The following is a 24,420-nucleotide window of genomic DNA, read 5'->3' as shown; positions in this document are numbered from 1 at the left end:
AATTTGGGCGCACACGTGCAAATCGGCGCGCAGGTTGCTAGCTTTGCCACACGCACCACCCCGTTCACTCAGTTCATTTGCAGGAAAACCCATGCTTCGTGATTCGATCAAGGCCGCGCAGATCACCGCCATGAAGGCCGGTGAGAAGCAGCGCCTCGCCACTGTCCGCCTCATCCTTGCAAAGATCAAGGACCGCGACATCGAACTGCGCACCGCCGACACGCTTCCCGACGACGACGCGCTGGTGATCGACGTGCTGCAGAAGATGGTGAAGCAGCGCCGCGAATCGATCACCCTGTTCGAGCAGGGCGGCCGCCCCGAAAAGGCTGCCGACGAACAGGCCGAGTTGGAAGTGATCGAAACCTTCCTCCCCGCCCAGCTGTCCGAGGAAGAGACCATGGCCGCCATCGAGGCGATCAAGGCCGAAACCGGCGCCAGCGGCATGAAGGACATGGGCAAGGTCATGGGCGAACTGAAGGCCCGCCACGGCACGGTGCTCGACATGACCAAGGCGAGCGGCTGGGTAAAGGCGGCGCTGGCCTGATTTGCTGACAGGCGGCAGGTCTCGTGCTCACCCCCCAATGGCTCGACCAACTCCGGTCCCGCACCGCGCTTTCCGCGCTGATCGGCCGCTCCGTGCGGCTGCAGAAGGCGGGGCGCGAGCATCGGGCCTGCTGCCCTTTCCATAACGAGAACTCGCCCAGCTTCTACGTCAACGACGAGAAGGGGTTCTACCACTGCTTCGGCTGCGGCGCCCATGGCGACGCCATCCGCTGGATGACCGACCACCAGGGCCTCGCCTTCATGGACGCGGTCAAGGAACTGGCCGCAGAAGCCGGGATGGACGTCCCCGCGCCCGATCCCAAGATGGCGCGGGCGGCGGAAAAGCGCGACAGTCTCCACGATGTGATGGCCGCCGCACAGGAGTGGTTCAAGGCCAGCCTGTCCGGCGCCGAGGGCAGCGCGGCGCGCGCCTATCTCGCCACGCGCGGATTCGATGCGCATACCGTGCAGCGCTTCGGCTTCGGCTATGCGCCCGAGGGGCGGCAGGCGCTGAAGGAAGCCCTCTCCCGCTTCCCCGAAGCCATGCTGATCGAGGCAGGCCTGCGCATCGCCGTCGAGGAACGCGATCCCTACGACCGCTTCCGCGGCCGCCTGATGCTCCCCATTGAAGATGCGCGCGGCCGGGTCATCGCCTTCGGCGGGCGGATCCTCACCAAGGGCAAGACCGATGCGCCCAAGTACCTCAACTCTCCCGACACCCCGCTGTTCGACAAGGGCCGCACGCTCTACAACCTGCACCGCGCCGCGCCCGCCGCGCGCCAGTCGGGGCGGATCGTGGTGGTCGAGGGCTACATGGACGTCATCGCGCTGGCCGCCGCCGGTATCGCCAATGCCGTCGCGCCGCTGGGCACTGCGCTGACCGAGTACCAGATCGAGATGCTCTGGCGCCATGTCGAGACGCCGACCCTGTGCTTCGACGGCGACGCCGCCGGCCAGCGCGCGGCGATGCGCGCGATCACCCGCGCCCTGCCGCTGCTGCGCCCTGCCCACTCCCTGCGAATCGTCCGCCTGCCCGAGGGGCTGGACCCCGACGATCTCATCAAGCAGCGCGGCTCCCGCGCGATGGAGGACATTCTCGGCGAGGCGAAGTCCCTCGTCGAAGTGCTGTGGGAGGCCGAGCGCGATGCCGTCCCGCTCAATACGCCCGAGGACAAGGCCGGTCTCAAGGCCCGCCTGATGGCCCACGTCGAGACGATCCAGCACCCCGACATCGCCGGGCTTTACCGCCGCGAACTGCAGGACCGCTATTCCGAATTCGCCTTCCCGCGCCGGGAGAATCGCTGGCAACAGGGTGGAGGGCAAGGTGGCGGCGGAAATTTCCAGCCTCGCCAGAACCAGCGCGGAAGCGGCAAGTGGAACGGCAAGCCGAGCCCTGCCCCGTCCTCACCCGAATCGATCGAGCGCCTGAACACCCGATTCGCAGGCGCAGGCACCCGCGATGCGCTCTCCGCCGCGATCATCGCCGGGCTCATTCGCTGGCCCGCGCAACTTGCGCGCCACGCGGAAGCGCTCGCCCGCACCCCCGGTCTCGATCCGCGCTTCGAGACACTGGTGGACTGCTGCGGCGCCGCAGACGCGCTTGAAACCGAGGTTCTCGCCACCATATTGCGAGACAACGGCCTGGTGCAACCCAAGGCCGCCGAGTACGCAGGGCTTAGATTCGGCTTCCTGATTCCCGAAACGAGCGAGGAACAGGCGGCAGCCGAACTGGCCCAGGCGATCGACCTCCTCGTCGAGCGACCAGTACTCGAAGCGGCACTGGCAAAAGCAACGGCGCGGTTCGAATCAGAGCTTTCCGACTCGGCATTCGCCGAACAGCAGCGACTGCTGAAGAGAAAGCTGGAATTCGATAGCCGTCTCAGGCAAATGGCAACCAGACATGCGTCGTGATTGTATAATTATACAAGGTTTACGGACCCCAGGTTTATGCACTCACGACGGCACGGGATAACGGCGAACTGATGAGCAAGAACGACACCAACGGCGCGGACAACGAGGGTACGGACGCACCGCTGATCGACCTCAACGAAGGTTCGATCAAGAAGCTGATCGCGCGCGCCAAGCGCCGCGGTGTCATCACTTATGACGAACTGAACGAGGCGCTGCCTCAGGACATGTCCTCGGACCAGATCGAGGACATCACCTCGGCTCTGAACGAGATGGGCGTCAACATCGTCGACAACGACGAAGACGCCGATAATCAGGAAAACGACGACCGCGATTCGGAAGACGATAACGACGACAGCGAAGGCGATGAAGTCTCGCCGCGCGTCAACGTCGATCCCGCGAAGAAGAAGGAAACGGTCGAGCGCACCGACGACCCGGTGCGCATGTACCTGCGCGAGATGGGCGCGGTCGAGCTGCTCAGCCGCGAGGGCGAAATCGCCATCGCCAAGCGCATCGAAGCCGGTCGCGACATGATGATCCTGGGCCTGTGCGAGAGCCCGATCACTTTCCACGCCATTATCCAGTGGTCCGAAGCGCTCAACAACGGCGAGATGCAGTTGCGCGAGATCCTCGATCTCGACGCGATGCTTTCGAAGGAGCCCGCGCCCGAAGCCCTGAGCGAGGACGGCGAGAGCGAGGACGACGGCGAGATCAGCGAAAAGACCGCCGGTCCCTCGTTCAAGGACGACGATTCCGACGACGAGGACAACTCCGAGGAACTCGACGAGGACGGCAACCCGATTCCCAAGCGTCAGGCCGAGGAAGAGGAAGAGGACAACACCCTCTCGCTCGCGCAGATGGAAGCGGCCCTCAAGCCGGAAGCGCTTGAGAAGTTCCTGCTGATCACCGAACTGTTCCAGACTTTCGAGCGCCTGCAGCGCGATCGTCTGGAAGCGCTGGCGCTGGGCATCGATTTCCCGGCCGCCAAGGAAGACCAGTACCAGCAGCTTCGTGAAGACCTCACCGCGCAGGTGGAATCGGTCAAGTTCCACGCGACCAAGATCGAATATCTGGTCGACAACCTCTACGCCTTCAACCGTCGCCTGACGACGCTGGGCGGCCAGATGCTGCGTCTGGCTGAGCGTCACAAGGTGAAGCGCACCGACTTCCTCGAATCGTACGTCGGCCGCGAACTGGACGATACGTGGATCACGGACGTCGCCAAGAAGGACAAGAAGTGGGCTGCCTTCGCCGAGAACGAAGCCGACCCCGTCGAGCGTATCCGTCTGGAAGTCTCGGACATCGCCGCCGCCACCGGCATGGCGCTTCCCGAGTTCCGGCGCATCGTTAACATGGTCCAGAAGGCGGAGCGCGAAGCACGCATCGCCAAGAAAGAAATGGTCGAGGCGAACCTGCGCCTGGTGATCTCGATCGCCAAGAAGTACACCAACCGCGGCCTGCAGTTCCTGGATCTTATCCAGGAAGGCAACATCGGGTTGATGAAGGCGGTCGACAAGTTCGAATACCGCCGCGGCTACAAGTTCTCGACTTATGCGACCTGGTGGATCAGGCAGGCGATCACGCGCTCGATCGCGGATCAGGCCCGCACGATCCGCATCCCGGTCCACATGATCGAGACGATCAACAAGCTGGTGCGCACCAGCCGTCAGTTCCTCCACGAGCAGGGCCGTGAGCCTACGCCCGAGGAAATGGCCGAGCGTCTGTCGATGCCGCTCGAGAAGGTGCGCAAGGTGATGAAGATCGCCAAGGAGCCGATCTCCCTCGAAACGCCGATCGGCGACGAGGAGGATTCGCACCTCGGCGACTTCATCGAGGACAAGAACGCGATCATTCCGGTGGACGCGGCGATCCAGGCGAACCTCAAGGAGACGGTCACCCGGGTCCTTGCGAGCCTTACCCCGCGTGAGGAGCGCGTGCTGCGCATGCGCTTCGGCATCGGCATGAACACCGATCACACGCTGGAAGAAGTCGGCCAGCAGTTCTCGGTGACGCGCGAACGCATCCGCCAGATCGAGGCCAAGGCGCTGCGCAAGCTCAAGCACCCGAGCCGGTCGCGCAAGATGCGCTCGTTCCTGGACCAGTAAGAGAAAAGCCCCGCTTCGGCGGGGCTTTTTTCATGGGCGCTTCAAACTTGAGCGATGCGGTGACCACGCTCGTTCTCGCGTAAAACCTTGTCATCCCCGCGAAGGCGGGGACCCAACTGGTCCCCTTACAACAGGCACCGTCAGAAGATCGGCTCCCCCCTTCGCCGGAAGGACCGACTTTGTGACCATGTCAATCGCCTTGCCCGCGCAGTTGCTCGCGAAACTCCCGCGCCGCTGCCTCGAGCCTTTCCGCGCCGACGTCGAACACCCAGCGTTCCAGAACCGGCGCCGGAGCAAGGCCCATGGGGACCAGCCTGTGCCGGGTGGCAAGCGCGGCGGCAAGCCCAGCGATCATGTGCGCGGGCGCTCCGGCCGTCCCGTCCGCCGAGAGGCCGCTGTCGCGCATGCCCGGTGCGAAGGCGGCGCTGCGCACGCCGAGCGCCAGCGCGAAAGTGGCCGCCGAGCGCACCGCTTCGCGCAAGTGAAGCGGCGTCCACCCTTGCGGATGGCCCAGCCCGACCACCAGCAGCGCCTTGGCCGCAACCGTTTCGGGCGGCTGGGAAATCAGCAGGCATTCGCCCGGAGCACCGGTGAAATGGCCTTCGCGGCGCAGTTCGAGCAGCCGCCCGCCCAGCGCTGCGTCGAGGTGAGCCAGCCCGCCCGTGGGCGCGCCGGCCGGTTCCTCGCTGAACATCGCCGCGCACGAAAGGTCCACTTGCGCGCCCGCGCCGTCCCACGCCGCCACATCCACCGTCACGTCGAATGCCGAGCCGACGTTGTGTACGACGCCCCCGCTCCCGCTCATGCCGCCTCTCCCGCAGGACGGGCGGGGCGGAGAGGAAATGCGGGCCAGAGGTGCCAGTTGAGGATCATCGCGGTCTGCCTTGGTGAAGTTGCATCCCGGTGCTAGCCCGCCACCGAGGTCCGCATCAGACCGATAAGATCGTCGCAACTATTCGAAGAACCCGAAAACCCCGCTTCTGCCTCCGCGTCCGGCCTCCTATTGCCCGCCGCGCTCGCAGGCGCCTGAGCTGACAACCCGGAAACCTTCGGCGCGCGCCATGCAGGCATTGCTGAAAGTCTGGCGATGGCGACGCTTTTGCGCACAGACCGGCGCATATTCGCGCGTACAGATCGCGGGCTTTTCCGGGCGCGGGCGATGGGGGCGATCCGGTCCCGGCATCGTCTCCAGACACCCTGTGAGAACCAGCACCCCGGCGAGGCTCAATGCGCGCATGACGGTCAGCTTCATGGCAATCCCCTTTCTTCTGTCGGCCCTGCGTCCGGCCTTTTCGGGCCAGCCTATCGGGAGCCGGAACTTGCGCCCCTGAACAAACCCTTGCAAGCATCATGCGGCTGAAACATCCATATGCGCTGCACAATTGCCCGCATGGCTCCATTGGCGATCCGAACGCGGTGCCCACAAGACTCGCAATATTGCCAAGCCGCGACTAAGGGAGCCGCAAACGAATCCCTCGCAGGCAGGAAGCACCTCTCCCATGCGTATCGCGATCGCATCCGACCACGCCGCCGTCGACCTCAAGGCGACCTTGCGCGAATACCTCATCGAGGCCGGCCACGAAGTCGCCGACCTCGGCCCCGAAACCGCCGACCGGGTGGATTACCCCGATTACGGATACAAGCTGGCCTCGGTCGTCGCCGACGGCACCGTGCAGTTCGGCGTCGCGCTTTGCGGCTCGGGCATCGGCATCTCGATCGCCGTCAACCGCGATCCCGCCTGCCGCTGCGCGCTGGTGGGCGAGCCGCTTTCGGCCGCCCTCGCCCGCGAGCACAACGACGCCAACGTCATCGCCATGGGCGCACGCCTGACCGGCGAGGACATGGCCAAGGCCTGCCTCGACGCTTTCCTCTCCACCGAGTTCGGCGGCGGCCGCCATGCAGGCCGCGTCGAAAAGCTCTCCAATCCGTCCTTCTGAAGGAGCCAAGAACCATGACCGTAGAAACCGCCATCCGTTCACCCGGCTTCTTCACCGACACGATCGCCCAGAGCGACCCCGCCGTCGCCGCCGCGATCGGCCATGAACTGAAGCGCGAGCGCAAGCAGATCGAGCTGATCGCCTCGGAGAACATCGTCTCCAAGGCCGTGCTCGAGGCGCAGGGCTCGGTGCTGACCAACAAGTACGCCGAGGGTTATCCCGGCAAGCGCTACTACCAGGGCTGCGAGCCTTCGGACGAAGTCGAGACCCTCGCCATAGAGCGCGCCAAGCAGTTGTTCGACTGCGGCTTCGCCAACGTCCAGCCCCACTCGGGCGCGCAGGCCAACGGCGCAGTGCTGCTCGCGACCGTCAAGCCCGGCGACACCATCATGGGCATGAGCCTCGACGCCGGTGGCCACCTCACCCACGGCGCCCGCGCAGCGCTTTCGGGCAAGTGGTTCAAGGCCGTGCAGTATGGCGTGACCAAGGACACCCACCTCATTGACTACGATGAGGTCGAGGCCCTTGCCAAGGAACACCAGCCCAAGCTCATTATCGCGGGCGGCTCGGCCTATCCGCGCGTTATCGACTTCAAGCGCATGCGCGAGATCGCCGACAGCGTCGGCGCGCTGTTCCAGGTCGACATGGCGCACTTCGCCGGCCTCGTCGCGGCTGGTCTGCACCCCTCACCGTTCCCGCATGCGCACATCGCCACCACCACCACGCACAAGACGCTTCGCGGTCCGCGCGGCGGCATGATCCTGACCAACGACGAGGCGCTGGCCAAGAAGATCAACTCGGCGGTGTTCCCCGGCCTGCAGGGCGGCCCGCTGATGCACGTCGTCGCCGCCAAGGCGGTCGCCTTCGGTGAAGCGCTGCGTCCCGAGTTCAAGGACTACGCCGCGCGCGTGATCGAGAACGCGCAGGTTCTGGCAGCCACCCTCAAGGCGCGCGGTGCCGCGATCGTCTCGGGCGGCACCGACACCCACCTCGCGCTGATCGACCTCTCGCCGCTGGGCGTCACCGGCAAGGACGCCGACGAGGCGCTGGAGCGCGCAGGGATCACCTGCAACAAGAACGGCATCCCGTTCGACCCGCTGCCGCCAATGAAGACCAGCGGCATCCGCGTCGGTTCGCCCGCCGGCACGACCCGCGGTTTCGGCCCGGAGGAATTCCGCGAGATCGGCAACATGGTCGCCGACGTTCTCGACGGTCTTGCCAAGTGCGGCGAAGCAGGTGACGCTCAGGTGGAGCAGAACGTTCGCACGCGCGTTGAAGCGCTGTGTGATCGTTTCCCCATCTACGAGGACTAAGTCTATGACCGACCCGCAGCGCCCCCAGAACTCCGGCCACTTCGTCAGCGATGCCCGCGAGGAACTCGCCGGAATGCTCAAGGATGGCATGGCCCATCCCTCGACCAAGCCGGTTCTGATCTGGGGCGCTGCGGGCGCGGTTGCTGGCGCGTTCCTGCCCTTCGTCTCCATCGGCCTCGGGCTGGCGGCGGGCGCAGGCTACAAGTTCTACAAGCGCGTCCGTCCTGAATGAAAGTAACCCGCTGAATGCGCTGTCCTTTTTGCGCCCACGACGATTCCCAGGTCAAGGACAGCCGCCCGACCGAGGATGCCACCGCGATCCGTCGCCGCCGCCAGTGTTCCAGCTGTGGCGCCCGCTTCACAACGTTCGAGCGCGTGCAACTGCGCGAGATCGTGGTGGTCAAGAGCAACGATGCGGCCGGGCTCGAACGCCGCGAGCCGTTCGACCGCGCCAAGATCGAGCAGTCTGTCACCCTCGCCTGTCGCAAGCGCGGCATCGACCGGGAGAAGATCGAGCGGCTCGTCTCGGGCGTGCAGCGCCAGGTCGAGACGATCGGCGAGAACGAGGTGCCTTCGCGCGTCATCGGCGAACTCGTGATGGAAGGGCTGCGACAGCTCGACTCGGTCGCCTACATCCGCTTCGCCAGCGTCTACCGTGCCTTCAACGAGGCGAGGGATTTCGAGGAATTTGCAGGGACCGTGCGCGATGTCGGCGTCAATTGAAGTGAAGCAGCCGGTAATCGTACTGGTCCGCCCACAATTGGGCGAGAACATCGGCAAGGCCGCGCGCGCGATGCTCAACTTCGGGCTGACCGAGATGCGCCTCGTCTCCCCGCGCGACGGCTGGCCCAATCCGTCGGCAGGCCCGGCGGCGGCAGGTGCGGACGACGTGCTGGAGAAGGCGGAAGTCTTCGAGACGCTCGCCGAAGCCGTGCACGACTGCGCCAACGTCTACGCCACCACCGTGCGCAAGCGCGGCGTCACCAAGCCGGTCGTCACGCCCGAGGAAGCCGCGCGCGAAGTCTACGCGGCGACGGGCCGCTCGGCCTACGTGTTCGGGCCGGAGCGTTCGGGGCTGGAGACGGACGACGTTGCCCTCGCCCGCGCGATCCTGACGGTGCCGATCAACCCCGAGTTCGCCTCGCTCAACCTGGCGCAGGCAGTGATCCTGTGCGCCTACGAATGGTCGAAGGGCGCCGCATTGGCGCAGCCGACGGTTGAGGAACTGCTCCCCCCTGCCCCGCAGGACGAACTGGAAGGCATGATCCAGCAGTTCGAGAAAGTGCTGGAGCCGACCAAGTACTTCTACCCGGAAAGCCGCTCCGCCGCCACGCGCCGGACCTTGCGCAACATGCTTACCAAGCCGGGCTGGAACAGCCTCGAAGTGCGCACCATGCGCGGCGTGCTGAGCGCGCTGGGCGGCAACCGGCGGCCTAGGAATCCGGAAGAATAGCCTGGATTTCATTTGCGGGTTTATTGCTCCTGCGTAAAACGGCGGCTGCCTACAGTTTCGGGAATTTCTCAAACATGATCCGCATCATTACTGTCACCGCCCTGGCGCTTGCCACGCTGTCGCCCGCGATGGCCAAGGACAAGCAAGGCGAGCCGCTCAATCCCGACAAGAAAATATGCCGGTTCGAAGCACCCACGGGGACCATCATGCGCAAGCGCGTGTGCCATACCGCTGCGGAATGGAGTGCCATTGATTCGGCAGGTGCAAAACAGGCAGGGCAGATGATGGGGCGGGCCAACACCATGGGCAGCCCGCTCGGCACCGGTCAATAATCGCCCCAGACTTGGCTTGACTCCTGCGCCCGACCCTATAAGGGCGGCCCCTCACATGGCGCCTGCGTCTTCGCAGCACGTCCACTCGGCCCCGCACTCCCGGTGAAGCGGCGGCCGCATCCGGCATAATAGGCCTGATGGTGCGCCCCGGGGGAACCATGGATCGTGCAGCCACGATGGCCGCACGGCAAGCAGATTGAAGGACGACATTATGTCGAAGCGTCAAAGCTCGAAGTACAAACTCGACCGCCGCATGGGCGAGAACATCTGGGGCCGTCCCAAGAGCTCGGTCAACCGCCGCAGCTACGGCCCGGGCCAGCACGGCCAGCGCCGCAAGAGCAAGGTTTCGGACTACGGTCTGCAGCTGCGCGCCAAGCAGAAGCTCAAGGGCTACTACGGCGACGTGACCGAGAAGCAGTTCAAGCGCACCTACCAGGAAGCGTCCTCGATGAAGGGCGACACCAGCCAGAACCTGATCGGCCTGCTGGAGCAGCGCCTGGACATGGTCGTGTACCGCGCCAAGTTCGCGCCGACCATCTTCTCGGCCCGCCAGATCGTTTCGCACGGCCACATCCGCGTCAACGGCGTGAAGTGCAACATCGCCTCGCGTCGCGTGAAGGTCGGTGACATCATCACCCTGGGCAACAAGGCCAAGGAAATGGCTCTCGTTCTCGAAGCGCAGAACCTGCCCGAGCGCGAAGTGCCCGACTACGTCGCCCAGGACGGCACCGACAAGGTGACCTTCGTTCGCGTTCCGACGCTCGACGAAGTGCCCTATCCGGTGAAGATGGAACCGAATCTGGTCGTCGAGTTCTACTCGCGCTGATCCGGTTCTCCGGCAACGGAAACAAGAAAAGGCGGTCCTTCGGGGCCGCCTTTTTCTTATGTGTTTCGAACTGTTCAAACGACACGAAAAATTACACGATTTGCAGCACTTGTAAGGGAACTGCCGTCGAGATCGGGCATTAGCCTAGCATCATGACTCGCTACCGTTTCATCACTCCGCACCGCACCGGTAAATGGTACAATGATCTCAGGACAGCGCAGCGCCATGCCTGCGAGATCGGCGCCGGATTTCTCGACGAAATGACCGGCCGCTTCGTCGCCTATGTCGAGACGGTGCTGGAAACCATGCACGGCGAAGACGCACCGGGCATACCCGTCACTGCGTGACCGGGCTTCAGCTTAGCGGACGCTGATCCCCAGTTCGCCGAGAATCTGGCTTGCCTGCATGCGCGAGATGATCGCGCCACGGAACAGGGTAGCATCGACCAGACGCAGGCCACCCAAGTCAGCCCCACGCAGATCGGCGCCGTCGAACCGCGCCCCGGTCAAATCCGCATCGCGCAGGCTGCAGTCCAGCAATGCCGCTTGCCGGAAATCGCAGCGGCTCAGATCAGCCTGCGAAAAATCAACCTGCTGCAGCGTCGCGCCCCGGAACGAATGGCGAGGCAGGCGCGCGCTGACCAGCAGGGTCTCCTCGAAGACGGTGTCGAGAGACGCAGCATCCGACAAATCGGCACCCGTCAACTTGCACCGAGTTATCCTCGCCGAAGCCAGCGAAGCGCGTCGGAACGAAACGTTGTTGAAATCGCTGGCATGAAAACTGGCGCCGTCGAGGTCGCTCCCGGAAAAGTCGACGAAAGCGGCCCTGCAGGACTTCCAGGTCGTGCCGTCGAGCTTGGCCCTGCTCAAATCGGTCCGGCGCAGGCTGCAGGCCTCGAACGTCCAGCCCCACAGGTCAAGCCCGCTGAGTTGCGCCTCATCCAGATCGCAACCGACCAGATGGCGCACGGAATCGGGCAGCCGCTCGAAGTCGGCGCGCGTCAGTGTCCGGTCGCGAACGATGGTGCCGGTACTGTCGTCCATGCTCCGCTCCGACCGATCATTCCTTGCGGAAATAGTCCCGCCGGAAGTCGGCCGCGAACGCCGCAAAGCGTTGCTCTGCGATCGCGTCGCGCATGCCCTGCATCAGTTGCTGGTAGAACGAGAGATTGTGCTCGGTCAGCAGCATCGCGCCCAACATCTCGCCGGACTTGATGAGGTGGTGGATGTAGGCGCGGGTGTACGTACCGCAGGTCGGGCACTTGCAGCGCTCGTCGATCGGGCCGGTGTCTTCGGCGTGACGGGCGTTGCGCATGTTGAGCGGGCCGTTCCAGGTGAAGGCCTGCCCGTTGCGGCCCGAGCGGGTCGGCAGCACGCAGTCGAACATATCGACGCCGCGCTCCACCGCGCCGACGAGGTCATCGGGCTTGCCCACGCCCATCAGGTAGCGCGGACGGTCGGCGGGAAGCTGGCCGGGGGCGAATTCCAGCGTGGCGAACATCGCCTCCTGTCCCTCGCCCACGGCAAGGCCGCCGATCGCGTAGCCGTCGAAGCCGATCTCGGTCAGGGCATCGGCGCTGGTCTTGCGCAGGCCTTCGTCGAGCGCGCCTTGCTGGATGCCGAACAGGGCGGAACTTTCCGCATGCGCGCCACCGGTGTCGAAGGCGTCGCGGCTACGCTTCGCCCAGCGCATCGACATTTCCATAGAGCGGGCGATGACGTCGCGGGGCTGGTCGATCTTGGGGCACTCGTCGAAACACATGACGATGTCGGAGCCGAGCAGGCGCTGGATCTCCATCGACCGCTCGGGGCTTAGCATGTGGCGCGAGCCGTCAATGTGGCTGGCGAAAGTCACGCCTTCCTCGGTGATCTTGCGCAGATCCGACAGGCTCATCACCTGATAGCCGCCGCTGTCGGTCAGGATCGGGCGGTCCCAGTTCATGAACTTGTGCAGGCCACCGAGGCGCGCGACGCGCTCGGCGCCGGGGCGCAGCATCAGGTGATAGGTATTGCCGAGCAGGATATCGGCGCCGGTCGCGCGCACGTCCTGCGGCTTCATCGCCTTGACGGTGGCGGCGGTGCCGACCGGCATGAAAGCGGGCGTGCGGATTTCACCGCGACGCATCTGGATGGTGCCGGTACGGGCCTTGCCGTCTGTGGCGTGGATGGAAAACTGGAAACGAGGCTTCATGGCGCCGCCCTTAGAGCATTTTCAGGCGCGGTGGAAACATCCGATCGCCAACGATTTCGCCGCACCCTCTCGTCACCCGCGAGCGCAGCTAAGCGCTCGCGGGTGACGAGAGGAAGGAGGACGATCAGAACCCGTAGACCAGCGAGAAGCGCGAGATCGTGTCGGTCTTGAGCGATCCGCTGGGCGGACGAGTCTCATGCTCGATGGAGTAGGACAGCTTAGCTTTCAGCCCCCTCATCATGCCGGCCTCGATCGCGGTCATCGAGGTGAAGGTGTTGTTGTCCGACCCGATGTAGCTGCTGGCGTCCTGCGTCAGCTTGATAGTCGGGTTGATCGTCCAGTCGAAGTCGATCGAGGTCAGCACCGACCATGTCGTCTGGTTGACGTCGTCCACATAGTTGGTGGCGCGAAACGCCGGACCTGCTTCCAGCGCCAGCGTCATGGCGGGACGGTTGAGCACCCGGTAACCGAGACCGCCCGAGAGCGTGTAACGGTCAGCGAAGCCCTGAATGCGGTCACGCTCGTACTGCGTGCGACCATAGGTGAAGAAGCCGTCGTTCAGGGTGTAGCGCGGCTGGTAGCTGGCAGAATACTGTTCGCGGGTAACCGTATCGCGATCTTCCTGATAGTCGGCGTTGGCCTGGATGATGTGCTCCCACTTGATGCCCTTGCGGTTGAGCTTGAGGGCAGCGGTAAAACCGAAGTTCTCGGTGTTTCCGGTGGAGCGGAAGGCGCCGACCTCGATCTGTCCCTTCCACAGTTCGAGCACACCCGAGGCACGGATGCGGGCCAGTTCCGCCTCGGTCTTGGCGGCGATCTCCTTGGCGCGGCGGTCGTTGTAGGCCCGCTGCATGTCGCGGATCTCGTCCTTGTCGTAAGGCTGGGTCTGCTGCGCGAACTTGACCATCGCGGACACGGAGGCCCCGTCGTCGGTCTTCATCGCAGCTTCCAGCAGTGCGCGCACCGCCAGCGGCAGACGCGGCCGCTCCGCCCTCACGTAAGGCACGAACTCGGGATAATCCGGCAGGTCGAGCACCAGCGGCGGCGGCGGGAGCGGGACCAGAACGAGCGGCTCGTCGAACTGGTGCACTTGCGCATGGGCGGGAACGGCAAGCAGCATAACGGGAAGGCCGGAGAGGACCGGTCGGAGCATCGTCATGCTGCAAACGCTAACGCGTCACGTGCGCAAACGCCACCCGCTCTTGAAGATCCATGTGATGAATCCGACGCAAAGGACGAGGAACAGCAGCGTCAGGCCGAGCGACAGCGCGATCGGCACGTCGGAACTGCCGTAGAACGTCCAGCGCAGCCCGTTGACGAGGTAGACCACCGGGTTCGCCATCGCCACCTGACGCCAGGGCTCGGGCAGCATGTCGATCGAATAGAACGTGCCGCCGAGGAATGTCAGCGGGGTCAGGATGAGCAGCGGCACGATCGTCAGCTTCTCGAAGCTGTCCGCCCAGATGCCGAGGATGAAGCCGAACAGCGAGAAACTGGCGGAAACCAGCAGCACGAAGAAGAACGCATAGACCGGATGCGCGATCGAGTAGTCGACGAAGAAGCTGGCCGTCGCGAGGATGATCGCGGCAAGGATCAGCGACTTGGTCGCCGCCGCGCCGACGAAGCCGACGAGGGTTTCGGCGACGCCCACGGGCGCGGAGAGCAGCTCGTAGATCGCGCCTGTAAAACGCGGCATGTAGATGCCGAAGCTGGCGTTGGAGACGCTTTCGCCCAGGATCGTCAGCAGCAGAAGGCCCGGTACGATGAACGCGCCGTAATTGAGGCCGTCCACCCCGCTCTTCATCTGGCCGCCGATCGCGGCCCCGAAGACGACGAAATAGAGCGTGGTGGTCAGCACCGGCGCCAGGATCGACTGCATCGCCGTGCGGAAGGCGCGCATCAGTTCCTGCCTGTAGATGGTCCAGGCGGAGCGGGCGTTGAACAGGCTCATGCCGCAGTCTCCTGAACAGGCGCGTCGGGCCCTTCGAGCAGGTTCACGAAGATGTCCTCCAGGCTCGATTCGTGGATGTCGATCGCGGTGTAGTCGATCCCGGCGCGGGTCAGGGCCTTGGTCAGTTCGGCGACTTCGGCGGTGCCCGCAGACGCCCCCTCCCCGCCGCCGCCGCGATAGACGAGCGTGCGGCCGTCCTCGGAAAGCGTCACGGGGAATGCCGCGATCCCGGCGGGAACTTCGGCCAGCGGCTGCGCGAGCGAGATCAGCGCTTCGGTGCGGCCCAGGCGTTCCATCATCGCCGCCTTTTCGTCCACCATCAGGATTTCGCCCTTGCGGATGATGCCGACGCGGTCGGCCATTTCCTCGGCTTCCTCGATGTAGTGGGTGGTGAGAATCACCGTGGTGCCACGCTCACGCAGGAGGGCGATCTGCTTCCACATGTCGCGGCGCAGTTCGACGTCGACGCCTGCGGTGGGCTCGTCGAGGAACAGCAGTTCGGGTTCGTGCGCCAGCGCCTTGGCGATCAGCACGCGGCGCTTCATGCCGCCCGAGAGGTTGCGGATCTGCTCGTCGCGCTTTTCCCAGAGGCTGAGCGCCTTGAGGATGTCCTCGACCAGCGCCGGGTTGGGGGCGAGGCCGAAGAGCCCGCGCGAATGGTTGACCGAGCGCAGCACCGGCTCGAACATGTCGGTCGCCAGTTCCTGCGGCACAAGGCCAACACGCTTGCGCAGCGTGCGCCAGTGGCGGCCCATGTCCTCGCCGAACGCGGTGATCGTGCCCGAGGTCGGCCGGACCATCCCGCAGACCGCGCCGATCAGCGTGGTCTTGCCAGCGCCGTTCGGCCCGAGGAGGGCGAAAATCTCGCCTTTGTTGATGGTCAGATCGACGCCCTTGAGCGCCGTGAAACCGCCTGCGTAAGTCTTCGTCAGGCCGCTGATTTCGAGGATAGGCTGCATAGGCGCATGAATGGGGCTGAAACGATCCGGTTCCAAGCCCCCGCGCGCAGTATCTTTTGCAATGCGGCGTTGAGAAGATCAGCGCCGCCGATAGGGCTCGCACGCGATCCCGTCGTTATCGCCGTCGAGTTGCGGGTTGTAACCGGGCTGCCCGCGCCGCATGGGCGCGGCACCGGCGGCACGCGCCTCCGCGCAGCTGCGGAACGCCCCGGAAGGAACCGACCGCGCCACAACCGGGCGCGGCACGGTGGCGGATACCACGCGCGCTCCGGAATTTCGGGGGTTGGCGGCGCGATAGATCGCCGGGGCATCGAACTCGGAACCCCAGATGCCCGCGCGCTGCGCCTTGCTGTGATCGGCAAGCGCGGCATAGCTGGCAGGCGCGTTGTCGAGCGCAATCGCCAGCCCCTTTTCCAGCATCGCCGCCGCAAGATCCACCCCTCCTGCCCGGCAGCTTGCGACCGTTCGGCCGTAAACGTCGCGGTCGCGCGAGGAGCAGGTCAGTTGCCGGGCATCGACCATGGCGCGCAAGGCAGCGGCTGCGTCGGAGCCGCAACTCCAGTTGCTCCAGTTCACGCGGCAGGTCTGGCGATATTCGGGTGCATCGATGCCGAACAGACGCACCTCACGCCCGCCGACGAACAAGGAGTCGCCATCCACGGCCCGGCCTGCGCCCGCGAATTCCTCCGCCGATGCGGGAGACACCGCCGCGACCAGCAATGCCGGCAATATCCAGGATTTCATGTGGCCGCCCCCATGCGCCCGGACCTTCCCGGGCATTGGGGCCGACAGTGCGCCGCAAAGGCTTACAGCAATTTAACAGCCATCCGTAACCTTCCCGTAACCACGCAAGTCACGGAAGCAGCAGCGAGGAATCCCCGTAGCTGTAGAAGCGATAGCCGTTGGCGATGGCATGGGCGTAGACCGCCTGCATCTTCTCCAGCCCCATCAGCGCCGAAACCAGCATCATCAGGGTGGACTTGGGCAGGTGGAAGTTGGTCATCAACCCGTCAATCGCGCGGAAGCGGTAGCCCGGGGTGATGAAGATCGCGGTGTCGCCTTCGAACGGGCGGATCACGCCGTCTTCGCCGGTGGCGCTTTCGAGCAGGCGCAGCGAGGTGGTGCCTACCGCGATCACCCGGCCACCGGCGGCGCGCGCGGCATTGAGGCGGTCGGCGGTGGCCTGGTCGATGCGGCCGAACTCGGCGTGCATCTGGTGGTCCACGGTGTCGTCGGCCTTCACCGGCAGGAAGGTGCCTGCGCCGACGTGGAGCGTCAGTGTCTCGCGCGCCACGCCCGCCGCGTCCAGCGCCTCGACCAGTTCGGGGGTGAAGTGCAGCGCCGCCGTGGGTGCGGCGACAGCCCCCTTCTCGCGCGCGAACATGGTCTGGTAGTCGCTGGCGTCGGCCTCGTCCGTGGGGCGCTTGCCCGCGATGTAGGGCGGCAGCGGCATGCGGCCCGCACGTTCGAGGAGGACTTCCACGGGCTCGTCGCCCTCGAAGGCGAGGGTCCAGCTGCCGTCGGGCAAGCGGCTTTCCGCGATGGCGGTAACCTCCGCCGGGAAAGCGATGCGGTCGCCCTCGCGCAGGCGCTTGGCGTTGCGCACGAACGCCTGCCAGCGGCGAAGGTCGATACGCTTGTGGAGCGTGGCGCCGATGCGCGCTTCTCCGCGCGTGCCCTCAAGCTGGGCGGGGATGACGCGGGTGTCGTTGAAGACGAGGACATCGCCTGCGCGCATTTGAGCAGGCAGGTCGCGGACGTGATGGTCGGCGAAGGGAGTGTCGCCGTCCACCACCAGCATCTTCGCCGCATCGCGCGGACGCGCCGGACGCAGGGCGATGCTCTCGGGCGGAAGGTCGAAGTCGAAGAGGTCTACGCGCATGGCGGCGCGCTAGACCAGAGCGGGGCTGCGGGCAAGGCGTCGTCCCGGACTTGATCCGGGACCGGTGGCTGTCTTTAGGCGCCCCCGGCCACGGGTGCCCCGCCGGAAGAGGAGTTGTTCACAGCCAGCGGTCCCGGGCGAGCCCGGGACGACGCGATTGGCTCAGTTGGACTTGGAGTTGTTCAGGTCCGAAATCGAAGGCGCCTTCAGCGCAGGTGCCGCCGGAGCCACCGGCGCAGCCGGGGCCGGCTTGTTCTCCGACGCCAGCGAGGCCTGGACGATCTTCGTCGGGTCCTCGGGCGGCTCGCCGCGATGGATCGCATCGACGTACTGCATGCCCGAGATCACCCGGCCGAACACCGTGTACTTCTTGTCCAGCGCGAAGCGCGGATAGAACACGATGAAGAACTGGCTGTTGGCGCTGTTCGGGTCGTTGGTGCGCGCCATCGAAACGGTGCCGCGGAGGTGCGGCATCGTGTTGAATTCGGCCTGAAGGTCGGGAAGCTGCGAGCCGCCCTGCCCGGTGCCGGTCGGATCGCCCGTCTGCGCCATGAATCCGTCGATCACGCGGTGGAAGATCTGGCCGTTGTAGAAGCCCTGCGCCGCCAGCGTCTTGACCCGCTCGACATGGTGCGGAGCCCACTGCGGCATCATGCGAATGGCGACGCGGCCGCCGTCCGACAAGTCGAGCAGGAGCACGTTCTCGGGCTCATGCGTGATGTCGGTGTCGATCGTGGTCGGCAGGGGCGGAGGCGTCGGCGTGGCCGCTGCCTCGTCCTTTTTGTCCTTGTCCTTCGCGATGGCCGGGGCCGCGACGAGGGCGGCGCCGAGCATCAGCGCGGTCAGGGGAAGGCGAAACTTCATGTATCTGTCACCTGGGCAATGAACGGCCGAGCCGCGTAATCGGACGCGATAAAGCGCCCCCGCTGTCGGCACAATGAATGATTTCCACGCGGACCCGCCCATCCGCGCAAGCTCAGTAGTCCCCCAATAATCCGTTTTGCGCGATCCGCCCGACGACGTCCTCACGTACCGCCGGGCTGACGAACTTCACGATGTCGCCCCCGAACATCGCGATTTCCTTGACCAGCTTGGACGCGATCGGCTGCAGGCTGACGTCCGCCATCAGAAACACCGTCTCGATGGTGGAATTGAGCTGCTGGTTCATCCCGGCCATCTGGTATTCGTATTCGAAGTCCGCCACCGCGCGCAGGCCGCGCACGATCACGCTGGCGCCCTGCTTCTGGGCGAACTTCATCAGCAGCGCATTGAAGCCGACGACGCTGACGTTGTCGATCCCCATCGCCGCGACCTCGCGCTCGACCATGGCCATGCGCTCGTCCGGCGTGAACAGCGGGTTCTTCGACGGGTTGGTGGTGACGCCGATGATCAGCTTGTCGACCAGCTTGGCGCCGCGCCGGATGATGTCGGCATGGCCCAGCGTGATCGGGTCGAAAGTGCCGGGGTAGACGCCGATACGCTCAGCCGAAGCCATCAGTGATCCCTCTCGATGATATAGCGCGCGACGGCGCGAAGGAGGTCCGCTTCCCGGCCGTGCTGGGCCAGGTGGCCGATCGCCTGCTCGACCAGCATGCGCGCCTGTTCGCGCGCGCGTTCGGGGCCCAGCAGCGAGACGAAGGTTTCCTTGCCCGCCGCCGCGTCCTTGCCCACGGCCTTGCCCGCGAGAGCGGCGTCGCCCTCGTGGTCGATCAGATCGTCGGCGATCTGGAAGGCCAGCCCGATGTCGCGGGCATAGCCGCGCAGATGCGTGCGCCCCTCGGGCGGAATGCGGCCGAGGATCGCGCCCATCTCCACCGCCGCGCCGAGCAGCGCGCCGGTCTTGAGCTGTTGCAGGCGGGTGACGGTCTGCAGGTCGAACTCGCTGGTTTCGGCGACGAGGTCCATCATCTGCCCGCCCGCCATGCCCTGCGCGCCGCTGGCGTGGCCGAGCGTGCGGACGAGTTCGATGCGGGTAAAGGGATCGGGCGTGGTCGCCGGATCGGACAGGACCTCGAAAGCGAAGGCGTGCAGCGAATCGCCTGCAAGCACGGCAGTGGCTTCGTCGAATGCCAGATGAAGCGTCGGCTTGCCATGGCGCAGCGCATCATCGTCCATGCACGGCAGGTCATCGTGGATCAGCGAATAGACGTGGATCGATTCGATGGCGATACCGGCCCGGATCGCAGCTTCGCGCTGGACGCCGTACATCTCCGCGACGCTGGCGAGCAGCAGCGGACGCAGCCGCTTGCCCCCGCCGATCGCGGCATAGCGCATCGCCTCCACCAGCTTAGCGCGGGCATCGTCGGGAACGGCGAGCAGCGCGTCGAAGGCGCCGTCGATCTCCTCGGCGATCCGCGCGAGACCCTCGGCCAGCAGCGAATCAGGCGCGGCCACTTCGGTCACAGGTCGAAAGGCTGGGTGCCCGCCGCCGCGCCGTCCGGCCCGGCGACGATACGCTCGATCCGCGCCTGCGCAGCGTCGAGGCGCTTCTGGCAATGCTGGCGCAACTTCTCGCCCTTTTCGTAGAGCGAGATCGAATCTTCCAGTGGCACGTCGCCGCTTTCGAGCTGGCGCACGATGGTTTCCAGCGCGCGCAGTGCATCCTCGAAGCTGAGCGTGTCGATAGTCGAAGTTTCGGATTCCATGGGCAAGCAATGGCGCTCGGCGCAGTAACGGTCAAGGTGGCGGCAGTATTTACCGGTCGTAACGTCGTATGGAAGACCTTGGTGCTGCCAGCCCCCCTTCTAGACCCCCTTTAGGTGCCGTTGAGTGCCGTTATGTCCATACGCTCTGGCGCAGCCGGAAAGACGCGGCTAAGGGCTCCCCCATGAGCGGAATCACCCCTGACGTCGTCGAGGCGCATGGCCTCAATCCCGAAGAATACGAGCGCGTCCTGAATGCGCTGGGCCGCGAGCCGAACCTCGTGGAACTCGGCATTTTCTCGGTGATGTGGTCGGAGCACTGCTCGTACAAGTCGAGCCGCTTCCACCTCAAGAAGCTCCCGACGGAAGCGCCTTGGGTGATCTGCGGCCCCGGCGAGAACGCCGGCGTGATCGATATCGGCGACGGGCAGGCCGCCATCTTCAAGATGGAAAGCCACAACCACCCCAGTTATATCGAGCCTTATCAAGGCGCTGCGACCGGCGTGGGTGGCATCCTGCGCGACGTCTTCACGATGGGCGCGCGCCCGGTGGCGAACATGAACGCCCTGCGCTTCGGCCGTCCGGACCATCCGAAGATGAAGCACCTCGTCAAGGGCGTGGTCGCGGGCATCGGCGGCTACGGCAACTGCGTGGGCGTGCCCACGGTGGGCGGCGAGACCAACTTCCACAAGGCCTACGACGGCAACATCCTCGTCAACGCGATGACCGTCGGCGTCGCCGATACGAACAAGATCTTCTACTGCGCCGCCACCGGTCTCGGTAATCCGATCGTCTACGTCGGCTCCAAGACCGGCCGCGACGGCATCCACGGCGCCACCATGGCCTCGGCCGACTTCGGCGACGACATCGACGAAAAGCGCCCCACCGTGCAGGTCGGCGATCCCTTCGTCGAGAAGCTGCTGATCGAGGCGTGCCTCGAACTGATGGCGACCGACGCGATCGTCGCGATCCAGGACATGGGCGCGGCGGGTCTGACTTCCTCGTCGGTCGAGATGGCCAGCAAGGGCGGCGCGGGCATTCGCCTCAACATGAACAAGGTGCCCTGCCGCGAAGAGGCGATGACGCCTTACGAAATGATGCTGAGCGAAAGCCAGGAGCGCATGCTCATGGTGCTCCAGCCCGGCAAGGAAGCCATGGCCGAGGCCATCTTCAAGAAGTGGGAACTGGACTTCGCGGTCATCGGCGAAGTCACCGACACCGGCCACATGGTGCTGGAATTCGACGGCGAAGTGGTCTGCGACATCCCGCTCGGCCCCCTCGCCGACGATGCGCCGGAGTACGAGCGCCCCTACGTCTCGCCTGAGGAATACAAGGCCTGGGCGGCCGTCCCGGCGCTCGGCGAGGTGCCGGAAAGCACCGATCTCGGCGCCGACCTCATCAAGCTGATGGGCGGAGCGGACCTCGCTTCGCGCAAGTGGATTTGGGAGCAGTACGACAGCCAGGTCGGCGCGGACACGATGCAGAAGTCCGGCGGCGACGCAGCCGTAGTGCGCGTCCACGGCACGCAGAAGGCGCTGGCGATCAGCACCGACTGCTCGCCCCGCTACTGCTACGCCGACCCCTACGAGGGCGGCAAGCAGGCGGTCGCCGAGACCTACCGCAACATCAGCGCGGTCGGCGGGTTGCCGTTGGCGATTACCAACTGCCTCAACTTCGCGAACCCGCAGCGCCCCGAGATCATGGCACAGATCGTCGGCTGCCTGAACGGCATGGGCGATGCGTGCCGCGCGCTGGATTACCCGATCGTCTCGGGCAACGTCTCGCTCTACAACGAATCGAAGGCCACCGGCGGCGGCTCTGCGATCCTGCCGACCCCAGCGATCGGCGGCGTCGGCATCCTCGCCGACCATGACCAGATGGCGACAGTGGCGTTCAAGGCCGAGGACGAGGAAATCTTCCTGCTCGGCGGCGAAGGAACGCACCTTGGCCAGTCGCTGTGGCTCAAGGACATCGGCGGTCAGGAAGCTGGTGAGGCGCCGAAGGTCGACCTCAAGCTGGAAGCCCACAATGGCGGCCTCGTTCGCGGCTGGATCGGCGAAGGCAAGGTCACGGCGGTCCATGACGTCAGCGACGGCGGCCTGATCGTCGCGCTGGCCGAGATGGCGCTGGCAAGCGGCCTCGGCTGCACGCTGGACGCGGACCTCACCACCGCGCAGGCGTTCGGCGAGGACCAGTCGCGCTACGTCGTAACCGCGCCTGCGGGGACTGTCCTGCCGGAAGCGGTGAAGATTGGCACCGTCGGCGGCACTGCCGTTGCAGGCGTGGAGATCGCCGCGCTGCGTGAAGCCAACGAGGCATTCTTCAAGGACTGGATGGAGGGCTGAGAGCCCTTCCCCCGGCCCTTCGGGACAAAAGAAAACCCCGGCGCTCGAAGGAGCGGCCGGGGTTTTCTTTTGCTTCGCGTCTGGCCGATGGGGCTTCGACAAGCTCAGCCTGAGCGGGGACGGGAGGTTTGCCTTCGAACTCGCGCCACCTTGGAAACGGGGCGGTTTACACCAACCCCGCTCACCCTGAGCTTGTCGAAGGGTCGCCCCCCGTGTTTTCAGTACCTTACCAGCTCTTCTTCGGCTTCTTGTGGAACGGCTTGCCGCCGCCGCCACCCGCCGGACGGTCCTGGCGCGGACCGGTCGGGCGCGCGCGGTACGGGGCCGAGCCCTCGCCGCCGGGACCATCGGAACGCGGACCATTGCCGTGCGGACGGCGGCCACGACCCTGCGGGCCTTCGCGGTCGCGGCTGCGGTGACGGGCGGCGTCACGCGGCGCATCAGGCGCACGCTCGATGAGGATGGTGGCTTCGTACTCACCGTCTTCACGCGCGGTGCGGGCGACGGCGCGTTCGAACTGCTCGGCCTGCGCGGCAGGGATCTGGAAGTAGGTCTGGTCACCGTTGATGCGAATCTGGCCGACCGCATCGCGGGTGACATGGCCGCGGCGGCACAGCACCGGCAGGATCCAGCGCGCTTCGGCCCGCTCGTCGCGGCCCACGTTCATGCGGAACCACACGACGTCGTCGAAGCCCGGACGCTCGCGCTTCTGGCGGGATTCGGGCGAATTGCCGAGCAGTTCCTCGGGCTGCGGCATCGCGGCGCGGTGCGCGCGCACAAGCGCGGCAGCGACGTCCTCTGCGCTCAGCGTTTCCAGCACGACCTTCGCCAGTTCGCGGTCGTCGTCCTCGACTTCGACCGGCGCCAGCAGCTTTTCGAGCAGGCGGTCACGGTCCTGCGCACGGATCGCCTCGGGCGTCGGGGCCTCACCCCACTCGGCCTCGATGCGGGCGCCGCGCAGCATCATCTCGACGCGGCGGCGGCGCGGATACGGCACCAGCAGGACCGCCGTGCCCTTCTTGCCCGCGCGGCCGGTACGGCCCGAGCGGTGCTGCAGGGTCTCTGCATCGCGCGGAATCTCGACGTGGACGACGAGGCTGAGCGACGGCAGATCGATGCCGCGCGCGGCGACGTCGGTGGCGACGCAGACTTTGGCGCGGCGGTCACGCAGCGCCTGCAGCGCGTTGTTGCGCTCGTTCTGCGAATGCTCGCCCGAAAGCGCCACGGCCGAGAAGCCGCGCTCCACCAGGGTGGCATGCAGGTGCTTCACGTTGTCGCGCGTGGCACAGAACAGGATCGCGGTCTCGGCATCGTAGAAGCGCAGCAGGTTCACCACCGCATGCTCGATGTCGGAAGGCGCGACGGTGACAGCCTTGTAGGCGATGTCGCCATGGCCGCGGTTCTCGCCGACAGTGGAGATGCGCAGCGCGTTCTTCTGGTAACGCTGGGCCAGCGCCTCGATCGGGCGGGGCATGGTCGCCGAGAACAGCAGCGTGCGGCGGGTTTCCGGCGTCGCGTCGAGCAGTTCTTCCAGATCCTCGCGGAAGCCCATGTCGAGCATTTCGTCGGCTTCGTCGAGTACGACGGCGCGCAGGGCCGAGAGGTCGAGCTTGCCGCGCTCCAGATGGTCGCGCAGACGGCCCGGCGTGCCGACGACGATCGCCGCGCCGCGTTCCAGCTGCTTGCGCTCCTTCACCGGGTCCATGCCGCCGACGCAGGTGACGATGCGGGCGTGGGTCTTGGCATAAAGCCATTCCAGCTCGCGGCTGACCTGCTGCGCCAGTTCGCGGGTCGGCGCGATGGCGAGTGCCAGCGGCTTGACCGCGAAGGCGAGTTCGTCGTCGGCGAGCAGTTCGTCGGCCATGGCAAGGCCAAAGGCGACGGTCTTGCCCGAGCCGGTCTGCGCCGAGACGACGAGGTCGCGGCCATGCGCCTCCGATTCGGTCACGGCGGCCTGAACAGGGGTCAGGGTTTCATAGCCATGTCCGGTGAGGGCTTCGGCGAGAGGCGCGGGAATCTGCGGAAAAGTCATTA

At 65.7% G+C, this 24,420-nt stretch carries 26 protein-coding genes; 12 read left to right on the top strand and 14 right to left on the bottom strand.

Annotated features, from left to right (window positions below; all coding sequences use genetic code 11):
* Nucleotides 1-91 precede the first annotated feature (91 nt).
* The 3 genes from ACYPYD_RS27780 (at nucleotide 92) to rpoD (ending at nucleotide 4,556) form a co-directional block, all read left to right on the top strand.
* Complete coding sequence (locus ACYPYD_RS27780; protein WP_008828710.1) at nucleotides 92-544, top strand: GatB/YqeY domain-containing protein; 453 nt, start codon at nucleotides 92-94, stop codon at nucleotides 542-544.
* Nucleotides 545-567: 23 nt separating this feature from the next.
* Nucleotides 568-2,454 carry a DNA primase gene (gene dnaG, locus ACYPYD_RS27775; RefSeq protein WP_459667006.1) on the top strand — a complete coding sequence of 629 codons (1,887 nt, stop codon included), beginning with the start codon at nucleotides 568-570 and terminating at the stop codon, nucleotides 2,452-2,454.
* Between the two features lie 71 nt (nucleotides 2,455-2,525).
* Nucleotides 2,526-4,556 carry an RNA polymerase sigma factor RpoD gene (gene rpoD / locus ACYPYD_RS27770; RefSeq protein WP_459667004.1) on the top strand — a complete coding sequence of 677 codons (2,031 nt, stop codon included), beginning with the start codon at nucleotides 2,526-2,528 and terminating at the stop codon, nucleotides 4,554-4,556.
* Between the two features lie 190 nt (nucleotides 4,557-4,746).
* Here the strand turns inward: rpoD and ACYPYD_RS27765 are convergent, their stop codons facing one another.
* Together ACYPYD_RS27765 and ACYPYD_RS27760 are read right to left on the bottom strand one after the other, a co-directional pair.
* On the bottom strand, nucleotides 4,747-5,361 hold the full coding sequence (locus ACYPYD_RS27765) for a M17 family peptidase N-terminal domain-containing protein (RefSeq protein ID WP_459667002.1): 615 nt from the start codon (nucleotides 5,359-5,361) through the stop codon (nucleotides 4,747-4,749).
* A 195-nt stretch (nucleotides 5,362-5,556) separates the two neighbouring features.
* Nucleotides 5,557-5,808 (bottom strand): Kazal-type serine protease inhibitor family protein, encoded by a 252-nt coding sequence (locus ACYPYD_RS27760; RefSeq protein ID WP_008831230.1) that lies wholly within the window; start codon nucleotides 5,806-5,808, stop codon nucleotides 5,557-5,559.
* Nucleotides 5,809-6,055: 247 nt separating this feature from the next.
* Between ACYPYD_RS27760 and rpiB the strand changes: the two genes are divergently transcribed.
* The 8 genes from rpiB (at nucleotide 6,056) to ACYPYD_RS27720 (ending at nucleotide 10,764) form a co-directional block, all read left to right on the top strand.
* Nucleotides 6,056-6,493 carry a ribose 5-phosphate isomerase B gene (rpiB, locus tag ACYPYD_RS27755; protein ID WP_008831229.1) on the top strand — a complete coding sequence of 146 codons (438 nt, stop codon included), beginning with the start codon at nucleotides 6,056-6,058 and terminating at the stop codon, nucleotides 6,491-6,493.
* Nucleotides 6,494-6,507: 14 nt separating this feature from the next.
* Complete coding sequence (gene glyA / locus ACYPYD_RS27750; RefSeq protein ID WP_069707703.1) at nucleotides 6,508-7,806, top strand: serine hydroxymethyltransferase; 1,299 nt, start codon at nucleotides 6,508-6,510, stop codon at nucleotides 7,804-7,806.
* A gap of 4 nt (nucleotides 7,807-7,810) precedes the next feature.
* On the top strand, nucleotides 7,811-8,038 hold the full coding sequence (locus tag ACYPYD_RS27745) for a hypothetical protein (protein WP_008831227.1): 228 nt from the start codon (nucleotides 7,811-7,813) through the stop codon (nucleotides 8,036-8,038).
* 14 nt (nucleotides 8,039-8,052) lie between these two features.
* Nucleotides 8,053-8,529, top strand: coding sequence for a transcriptional regulator NrdR (nrdR, locus tag ACYPYD_RS27740; RefSeq protein WP_008831226.1), 477 nt, complete (start codon nucleotides 8,053-8,055; stop codon nucleotides 8,527-8,529).
* Nucleotides 8,513-9,259, top strand: coding sequence for an RNA methyltransferase (locus tag ACYPYD_RS27735; RefSeq protein ID WP_459666999.1), 747 nt, complete (start codon nucleotides 8,513-8,515; stop codon nucleotides 9,257-9,259). The genes nrdR and ACYPYD_RS27735 overlap by 17 nt, the downstream gene beginning before the upstream one ends.
* 74 nt (nucleotides 9,260-9,333) lie before the next feature.
* The gene (locus tag ACYPYD_RS27730; RefSeq protein ID WP_036523028.1) at nucleotides 9,334-9,591 is read left to right on the top strand and encodes a hypothetical protein; all 258 of its coding nucleotides are present in this window, start codon (nucleotides 9,334-9,336) and stop codon (nucleotides 9,589-9,591) included.
* 211 nt (nucleotides 9,592-9,802) lie between these two features.
* The gene (rpsD, locus tag ACYPYD_RS27725; RefSeq protein WP_008831223.1) at nucleotides 9,803-10,417 is read left to right on the top strand and encodes a 30S ribosomal protein S4; all 615 of its coding nucleotides are present in this window, start codon (nucleotides 9,803-9,805) and stop codon (nucleotides 10,415-10,417) included.
* A gap of 152 nt (nucleotides 10,418-10,569) precedes the next feature.
* Nucleotides 10,570-10,764, top strand: coding sequence for a hypothetical protein (locus ACYPYD_RS27720; RefSeq protein WP_008831222.1), 195 nt, complete (start codon nucleotides 10,570-10,572; stop codon nucleotides 10,762-10,764).
* A gap of 12 nt (nucleotides 10,765-10,776) precedes the next feature.
* On the opposite strand, the gene ACYPYD_RS27715 is transcribed toward ACYPYD_RS27720, so the two are convergent.
* The 11 genes from ACYPYD_RS27715 to ACYPYD_RS27665 form a co-directional block, all read right to left on the bottom strand.
* Nucleotides 10,777-11,460, bottom strand: a complete 684-nt coding sequence (locus tag ACYPYD_RS27715; protein ID WP_036523026.1) for a pentapeptide repeat-containing protein — start codon at nucleotides 11,458-11,460, stop codon at nucleotides 10,777-10,779.
* A 16-nt stretch (nucleotides 11,461-11,476) separates the two neighbouring features.
* The gene (gene tgt, locus ACYPYD_RS27710; RefSeq protein WP_008830315.1) at nucleotides 11,477-12,607 is read right to left on the bottom strand and encodes a tRNA guanosine(34) transglycosylase Tgt; all 1,131 of its coding nucleotides are present in this window, start codon (nucleotides 12,605-12,607) and stop codon (nucleotides 11,477-11,479) included.
* A 124-nt stretch (nucleotides 12,608-12,731) separates the two neighbouring features.
* Nucleotides 12,732-13,766, bottom strand: a complete 1,035-nt coding sequence (locus ACYPYD_RS27705; RefSeq protein ID WP_037519434.1) for a DUF481 domain-containing protein — start codon at nucleotides 13,764-13,766, stop codon at nucleotides 12,732-12,734.
* Nucleotides 13,767-13,784: 18 nt separating this feature from the next.
* The gene (locus tag ACYPYD_RS27700; protein ID WP_008830313.1) at nucleotides 13,785-14,558 is read right to left on the bottom strand and encodes an ABC transporter permease; all 774 of its coding nucleotides are present in this window, start codon (nucleotides 14,556-14,558) and stop codon (nucleotides 13,785-13,787) included.
* The gene (locus ACYPYD_RS27695) at nucleotides 14,555-15,517 is read right to left on the bottom strand and encodes an ABC transporter ATP-binding protein (RefSeq protein ID WP_036523021.1); all 963 of its coding nucleotides are present in this window, start codon (nucleotides 15,515-15,517) and stop codon (nucleotides 14,555-14,557) included. The genes ACYPYD_RS27700 and ACYPYD_RS27695 overlap by 4 nt, the downstream gene beginning before the upstream one ends.
* Nucleotides 15,518-15,595: 78 nt before the next feature.
* Nucleotides 15,596-16,261, bottom strand: coding sequence for a thermonuclease family protein (locus ACYPYD_RS27690; RefSeq protein WP_459666997.1), 666 nt, complete (start codon nucleotides 16,259-16,261; stop codon nucleotides 15,596-15,598).
* 109 nt (nucleotides 16,262-16,370) lie between these two features.
* Nucleotides 16,371-17,399: a tRNA preQ1(34) S-adenosylmethionine ribosyltransferase-isomerase QueA gene (queA, locus tag ACYPYD_RS27685; protein WP_459666995.1), complete on the bottom strand. Its 1,029-nt coding sequence runs from the start codon at nucleotides 17,397-17,399 to the stop codon at nucleotides 16,371-16,373.
* A gap of 162 nt (nucleotides 17,400-17,561) precedes the next feature.
* The gene (locus ACYPYD_RS27680) at nucleotides 17,562-18,263 is read right to left on the bottom strand and encodes a peptidylprolyl isomerase (RefSeq protein ID WP_069707702.1); all 702 of its coding nucleotides are present in this window, start codon (nucleotides 18,261-18,263) and stop codon (nucleotides 17,562-17,564) included.
* A 112-nt stretch (nucleotides 18,264-18,375) separates the two neighbouring features.
* Complete coding sequence (gene coaD, locus ACYPYD_RS27675; protein ID WP_008830308.1) at nucleotides 18,376-18,894, bottom strand: pantetheine-phosphate adenylyltransferase; 519 nt, start codon at nucleotides 18,892-18,894, stop codon at nucleotides 18,376-18,378.
* Nucleotides 18,894-19,802 carry a polyprenyl synthetase family protein gene (locus ACYPYD_RS27670; RefSeq protein ID WP_459666993.1) on the bottom strand — a complete coding sequence of 303 codons (909 nt, stop codon included), beginning with the start codon at nucleotides 19,800-19,802 and terminating at the stop codon, nucleotides 18,894-18,896. The genes coaD and ACYPYD_RS27670 overlap by 1 nt, the downstream gene beginning before the upstream one ends.
* Entirely contained in the window at nucleotides 19,799-20,044 is a 246-nt protein-coding gene (locus ACYPYD_RS27665) for an exodeoxyribonuclease VII small subunit (RefSeq protein ID WP_008830306.1), read from the bottom strand. The genes ACYPYD_RS27670 and ACYPYD_RS27665 overlap by 4 nt, the downstream gene beginning before the upstream one ends.
* A gap of 182 nt (nucleotides 20,045-20,226) precedes the next feature.
* Between ACYPYD_RS27665 and purL the strand changes: the two genes are divergently transcribed.
* Entirely contained in the window at nucleotides 20,227-22,386 is a 2,160-nt protein-coding gene (purL, locus tag ACYPYD_RS27660; RefSeq protein WP_459666990.1) for a phosphoribosylformylglycinamidine synthase subunit PurL, read from the top strand.
* A gap of 226 nt (nucleotides 22,387-22,612) precedes the next feature.
* Here the strand turns inward: purL and ACYPYD_RS27655 are convergent, their stop codons facing one another.
* Entirely contained in the window at nucleotides 22,613-24,418 is a 1,806-nt protein-coding gene (locus ACYPYD_RS27655) for a DEAD/DEAH box helicase (RefSeq protein WP_008830304.1), read from the bottom strand.
* Nucleotides 24,419-24,420 lie beyond the last annotated feature (2 nt).

Source organism: Novosphingobium sp. 11B, from assembly GCF_054589055.1.
Note: the sequence above shows the minus strand (reverse complement) of the source record. Positions and strands in the feature narration are given on the sequence as shown.

What these genes read in the sequence shown, in the direction of transcription:
- ACYPYD_RS27780 (WP_008828710.1), top strand. Translation starts at nt 92, where the DNA reads ATGCTTCGTGATTCGATCAAGGCCGCGCAGATCACCGCCATGAAGGCC.
- rpoD (WP_459667004.1), top strand. Translation starts at nt 2,526, where the DNA reads ATGAGCAAGAACGACACCAACGGCGCGGACAACGAGGGTACGGACGCA.
- ACYPYD_RS27765 (WP_459667002.1), bottom strand. Translation starts at nt 5,361, where the DNA reads ATGAGCGGGAGCGGGGGCGTCGTACACAACGTCGGCTCGGCATTCGAC.
- ACYPYD_RS27760 (WP_008831230.1), bottom strand. Translation starts at nt 5,808, where the DNA reads ATGAAGCTGACCGTCATGCGCGCATTGAGCCTCGCCGGGGTGCTGGTT.
- rpiB (WP_008831229.1), top strand. Translation starts at nt 6,056, where the DNA reads ATGCGTATCGCGATCGCATCCGACCACGCCGCCGTCGACCTCAAGGCG.
- glyA (WP_069707703.1), top strand. Translation starts at nt 6,508, where the DNA reads ATGACCGTAGAAACCGCCATCCGTTCACCCGGCTTCTTCACCGACACG.
- ACYPYD_RS27745 (WP_008831227.1), top strand. Translation starts at nt 7,811, where the DNA reads ATGACCGACCCGCAGCGCCCCCAGAACTCCGGCCACTTCGTCAGCGAT.
- nrdR (WP_008831226.1), top strand. Translation starts at nt 8,053, where the DNA reads ATGCGCTGTCCTTTTTGCGCCCACGACGATTCCCAGGTCAAGGACAGC.
- ACYPYD_RS27735 (WP_459666999.1), top strand. Translation starts at nt 8,513, where the DNA reads ATGTCGGCGTCAATTGAAGTGAAGCAGCCGGTAATCGTACTGGTCCGC.
- ACYPYD_RS27730 (WP_036523028.1), top strand. Translation starts at nt 9,334, where the DNA reads ATGATCCGCATCATTACTGTCACCGCCCTGGCGCTTGCCACGCTGTCG.
- rpsD (WP_008831223.1), top strand. Translation starts at nt 9,803, where the DNA reads ATGTCGAAGCGTCAAAGCTCGAAGTACAAACTCGACCGCCGCATGGGC.
- ACYPYD_RS27720 (WP_008831222.1), top strand. Translation starts at nt 10,570, where the DNA reads ATGACTCGCTACCGTTTCATCACTCCGCACCGCACCGGTAAATGGTAC.
- ACYPYD_RS27715 (WP_036523026.1), bottom strand. Translation starts at nt 11,460, where the DNA reads ATGGACGACAGTACCGGCACCATCGTTCGCGACCGGACACTGACGCGC.
- tgt (WP_008830315.1), bottom strand. Translation starts at nt 12,607, where the DNA reads ATGAAGCCTCGTTTCCAGTTTTCCATCCACGCCACAGACGGCAAGGCC.
- ACYPYD_RS27705 (WP_037519434.1), bottom strand. Translation starts at nt 13,766, where the DNA reads ATGACGATGCTCCGACCGGTCCTCTCCGGCCTTCCCGTTATGCTGCTT.
- ACYPYD_RS27700 (WP_008830313.1), bottom strand. Translation starts at nt 14,558, where the DNA reads ATGAGCCTGTTCAACGCCCGCTCCGCCTGGACCATCTACAGGCAGGAA.
- ACYPYD_RS27695 (WP_036523021.1), bottom strand. Translation starts at nt 15,517, where the DNA reads ATGCAGCCTATCCTCGAAATCAGCGGCCTGACGAAGACTTACGCAGGC.
- ACYPYD_RS27690 (WP_459666997.1), bottom strand. Translation starts at nt 16,261, where the DNA reads ATGAAATCCTGGATATTGCCGGCATTGCTGGTCGCGGCGGTGTCTCCC.
- queA (WP_459666995.1), bottom strand. Translation starts at nt 17,399, where the DNA reads ATGCGCGTAGACCTCTTCGACTTCGACCTTCCGCCCGAGAGCATCGCC.
- ACYPYD_RS27680 (WP_069707702.1), bottom strand. Translation starts at nt 18,263, where the DNA reads ATGAAGTTTCGCCTTCCCCTGACCGCGCTGATGCTCGGCGCCGCCCTC.
- coaD (WP_008830308.1), bottom strand. Translation starts at nt 18,894, where the DNA reads ATGGCTTCGGCTGAGCGTATCGGCGTCTACCCCGGCACTTTCGACCCG.
- ACYPYD_RS27665 (WP_008830306.1), bottom strand. Translation starts at nt 20,044, where the DNA reads ATGGAATCCGAAACTTCGACTATCGACACGCTCAGCTTCGAGGATGCA.
- purL (WP_459666990.1), top strand. Translation starts at nt 20,227, where the DNA reads ATGAGCGGAATCACCCCTGACGTCGTCGAGGCGCATGGCCTCAATCCC.
- ACYPYD_RS27655 (WP_008830304.1), bottom strand. Translation starts at nt 24,418, where the DNA reads ATGACTTTTCCGCAGATTCCCGCGCCTCTCGCCGAAGCCCTCACCGGA.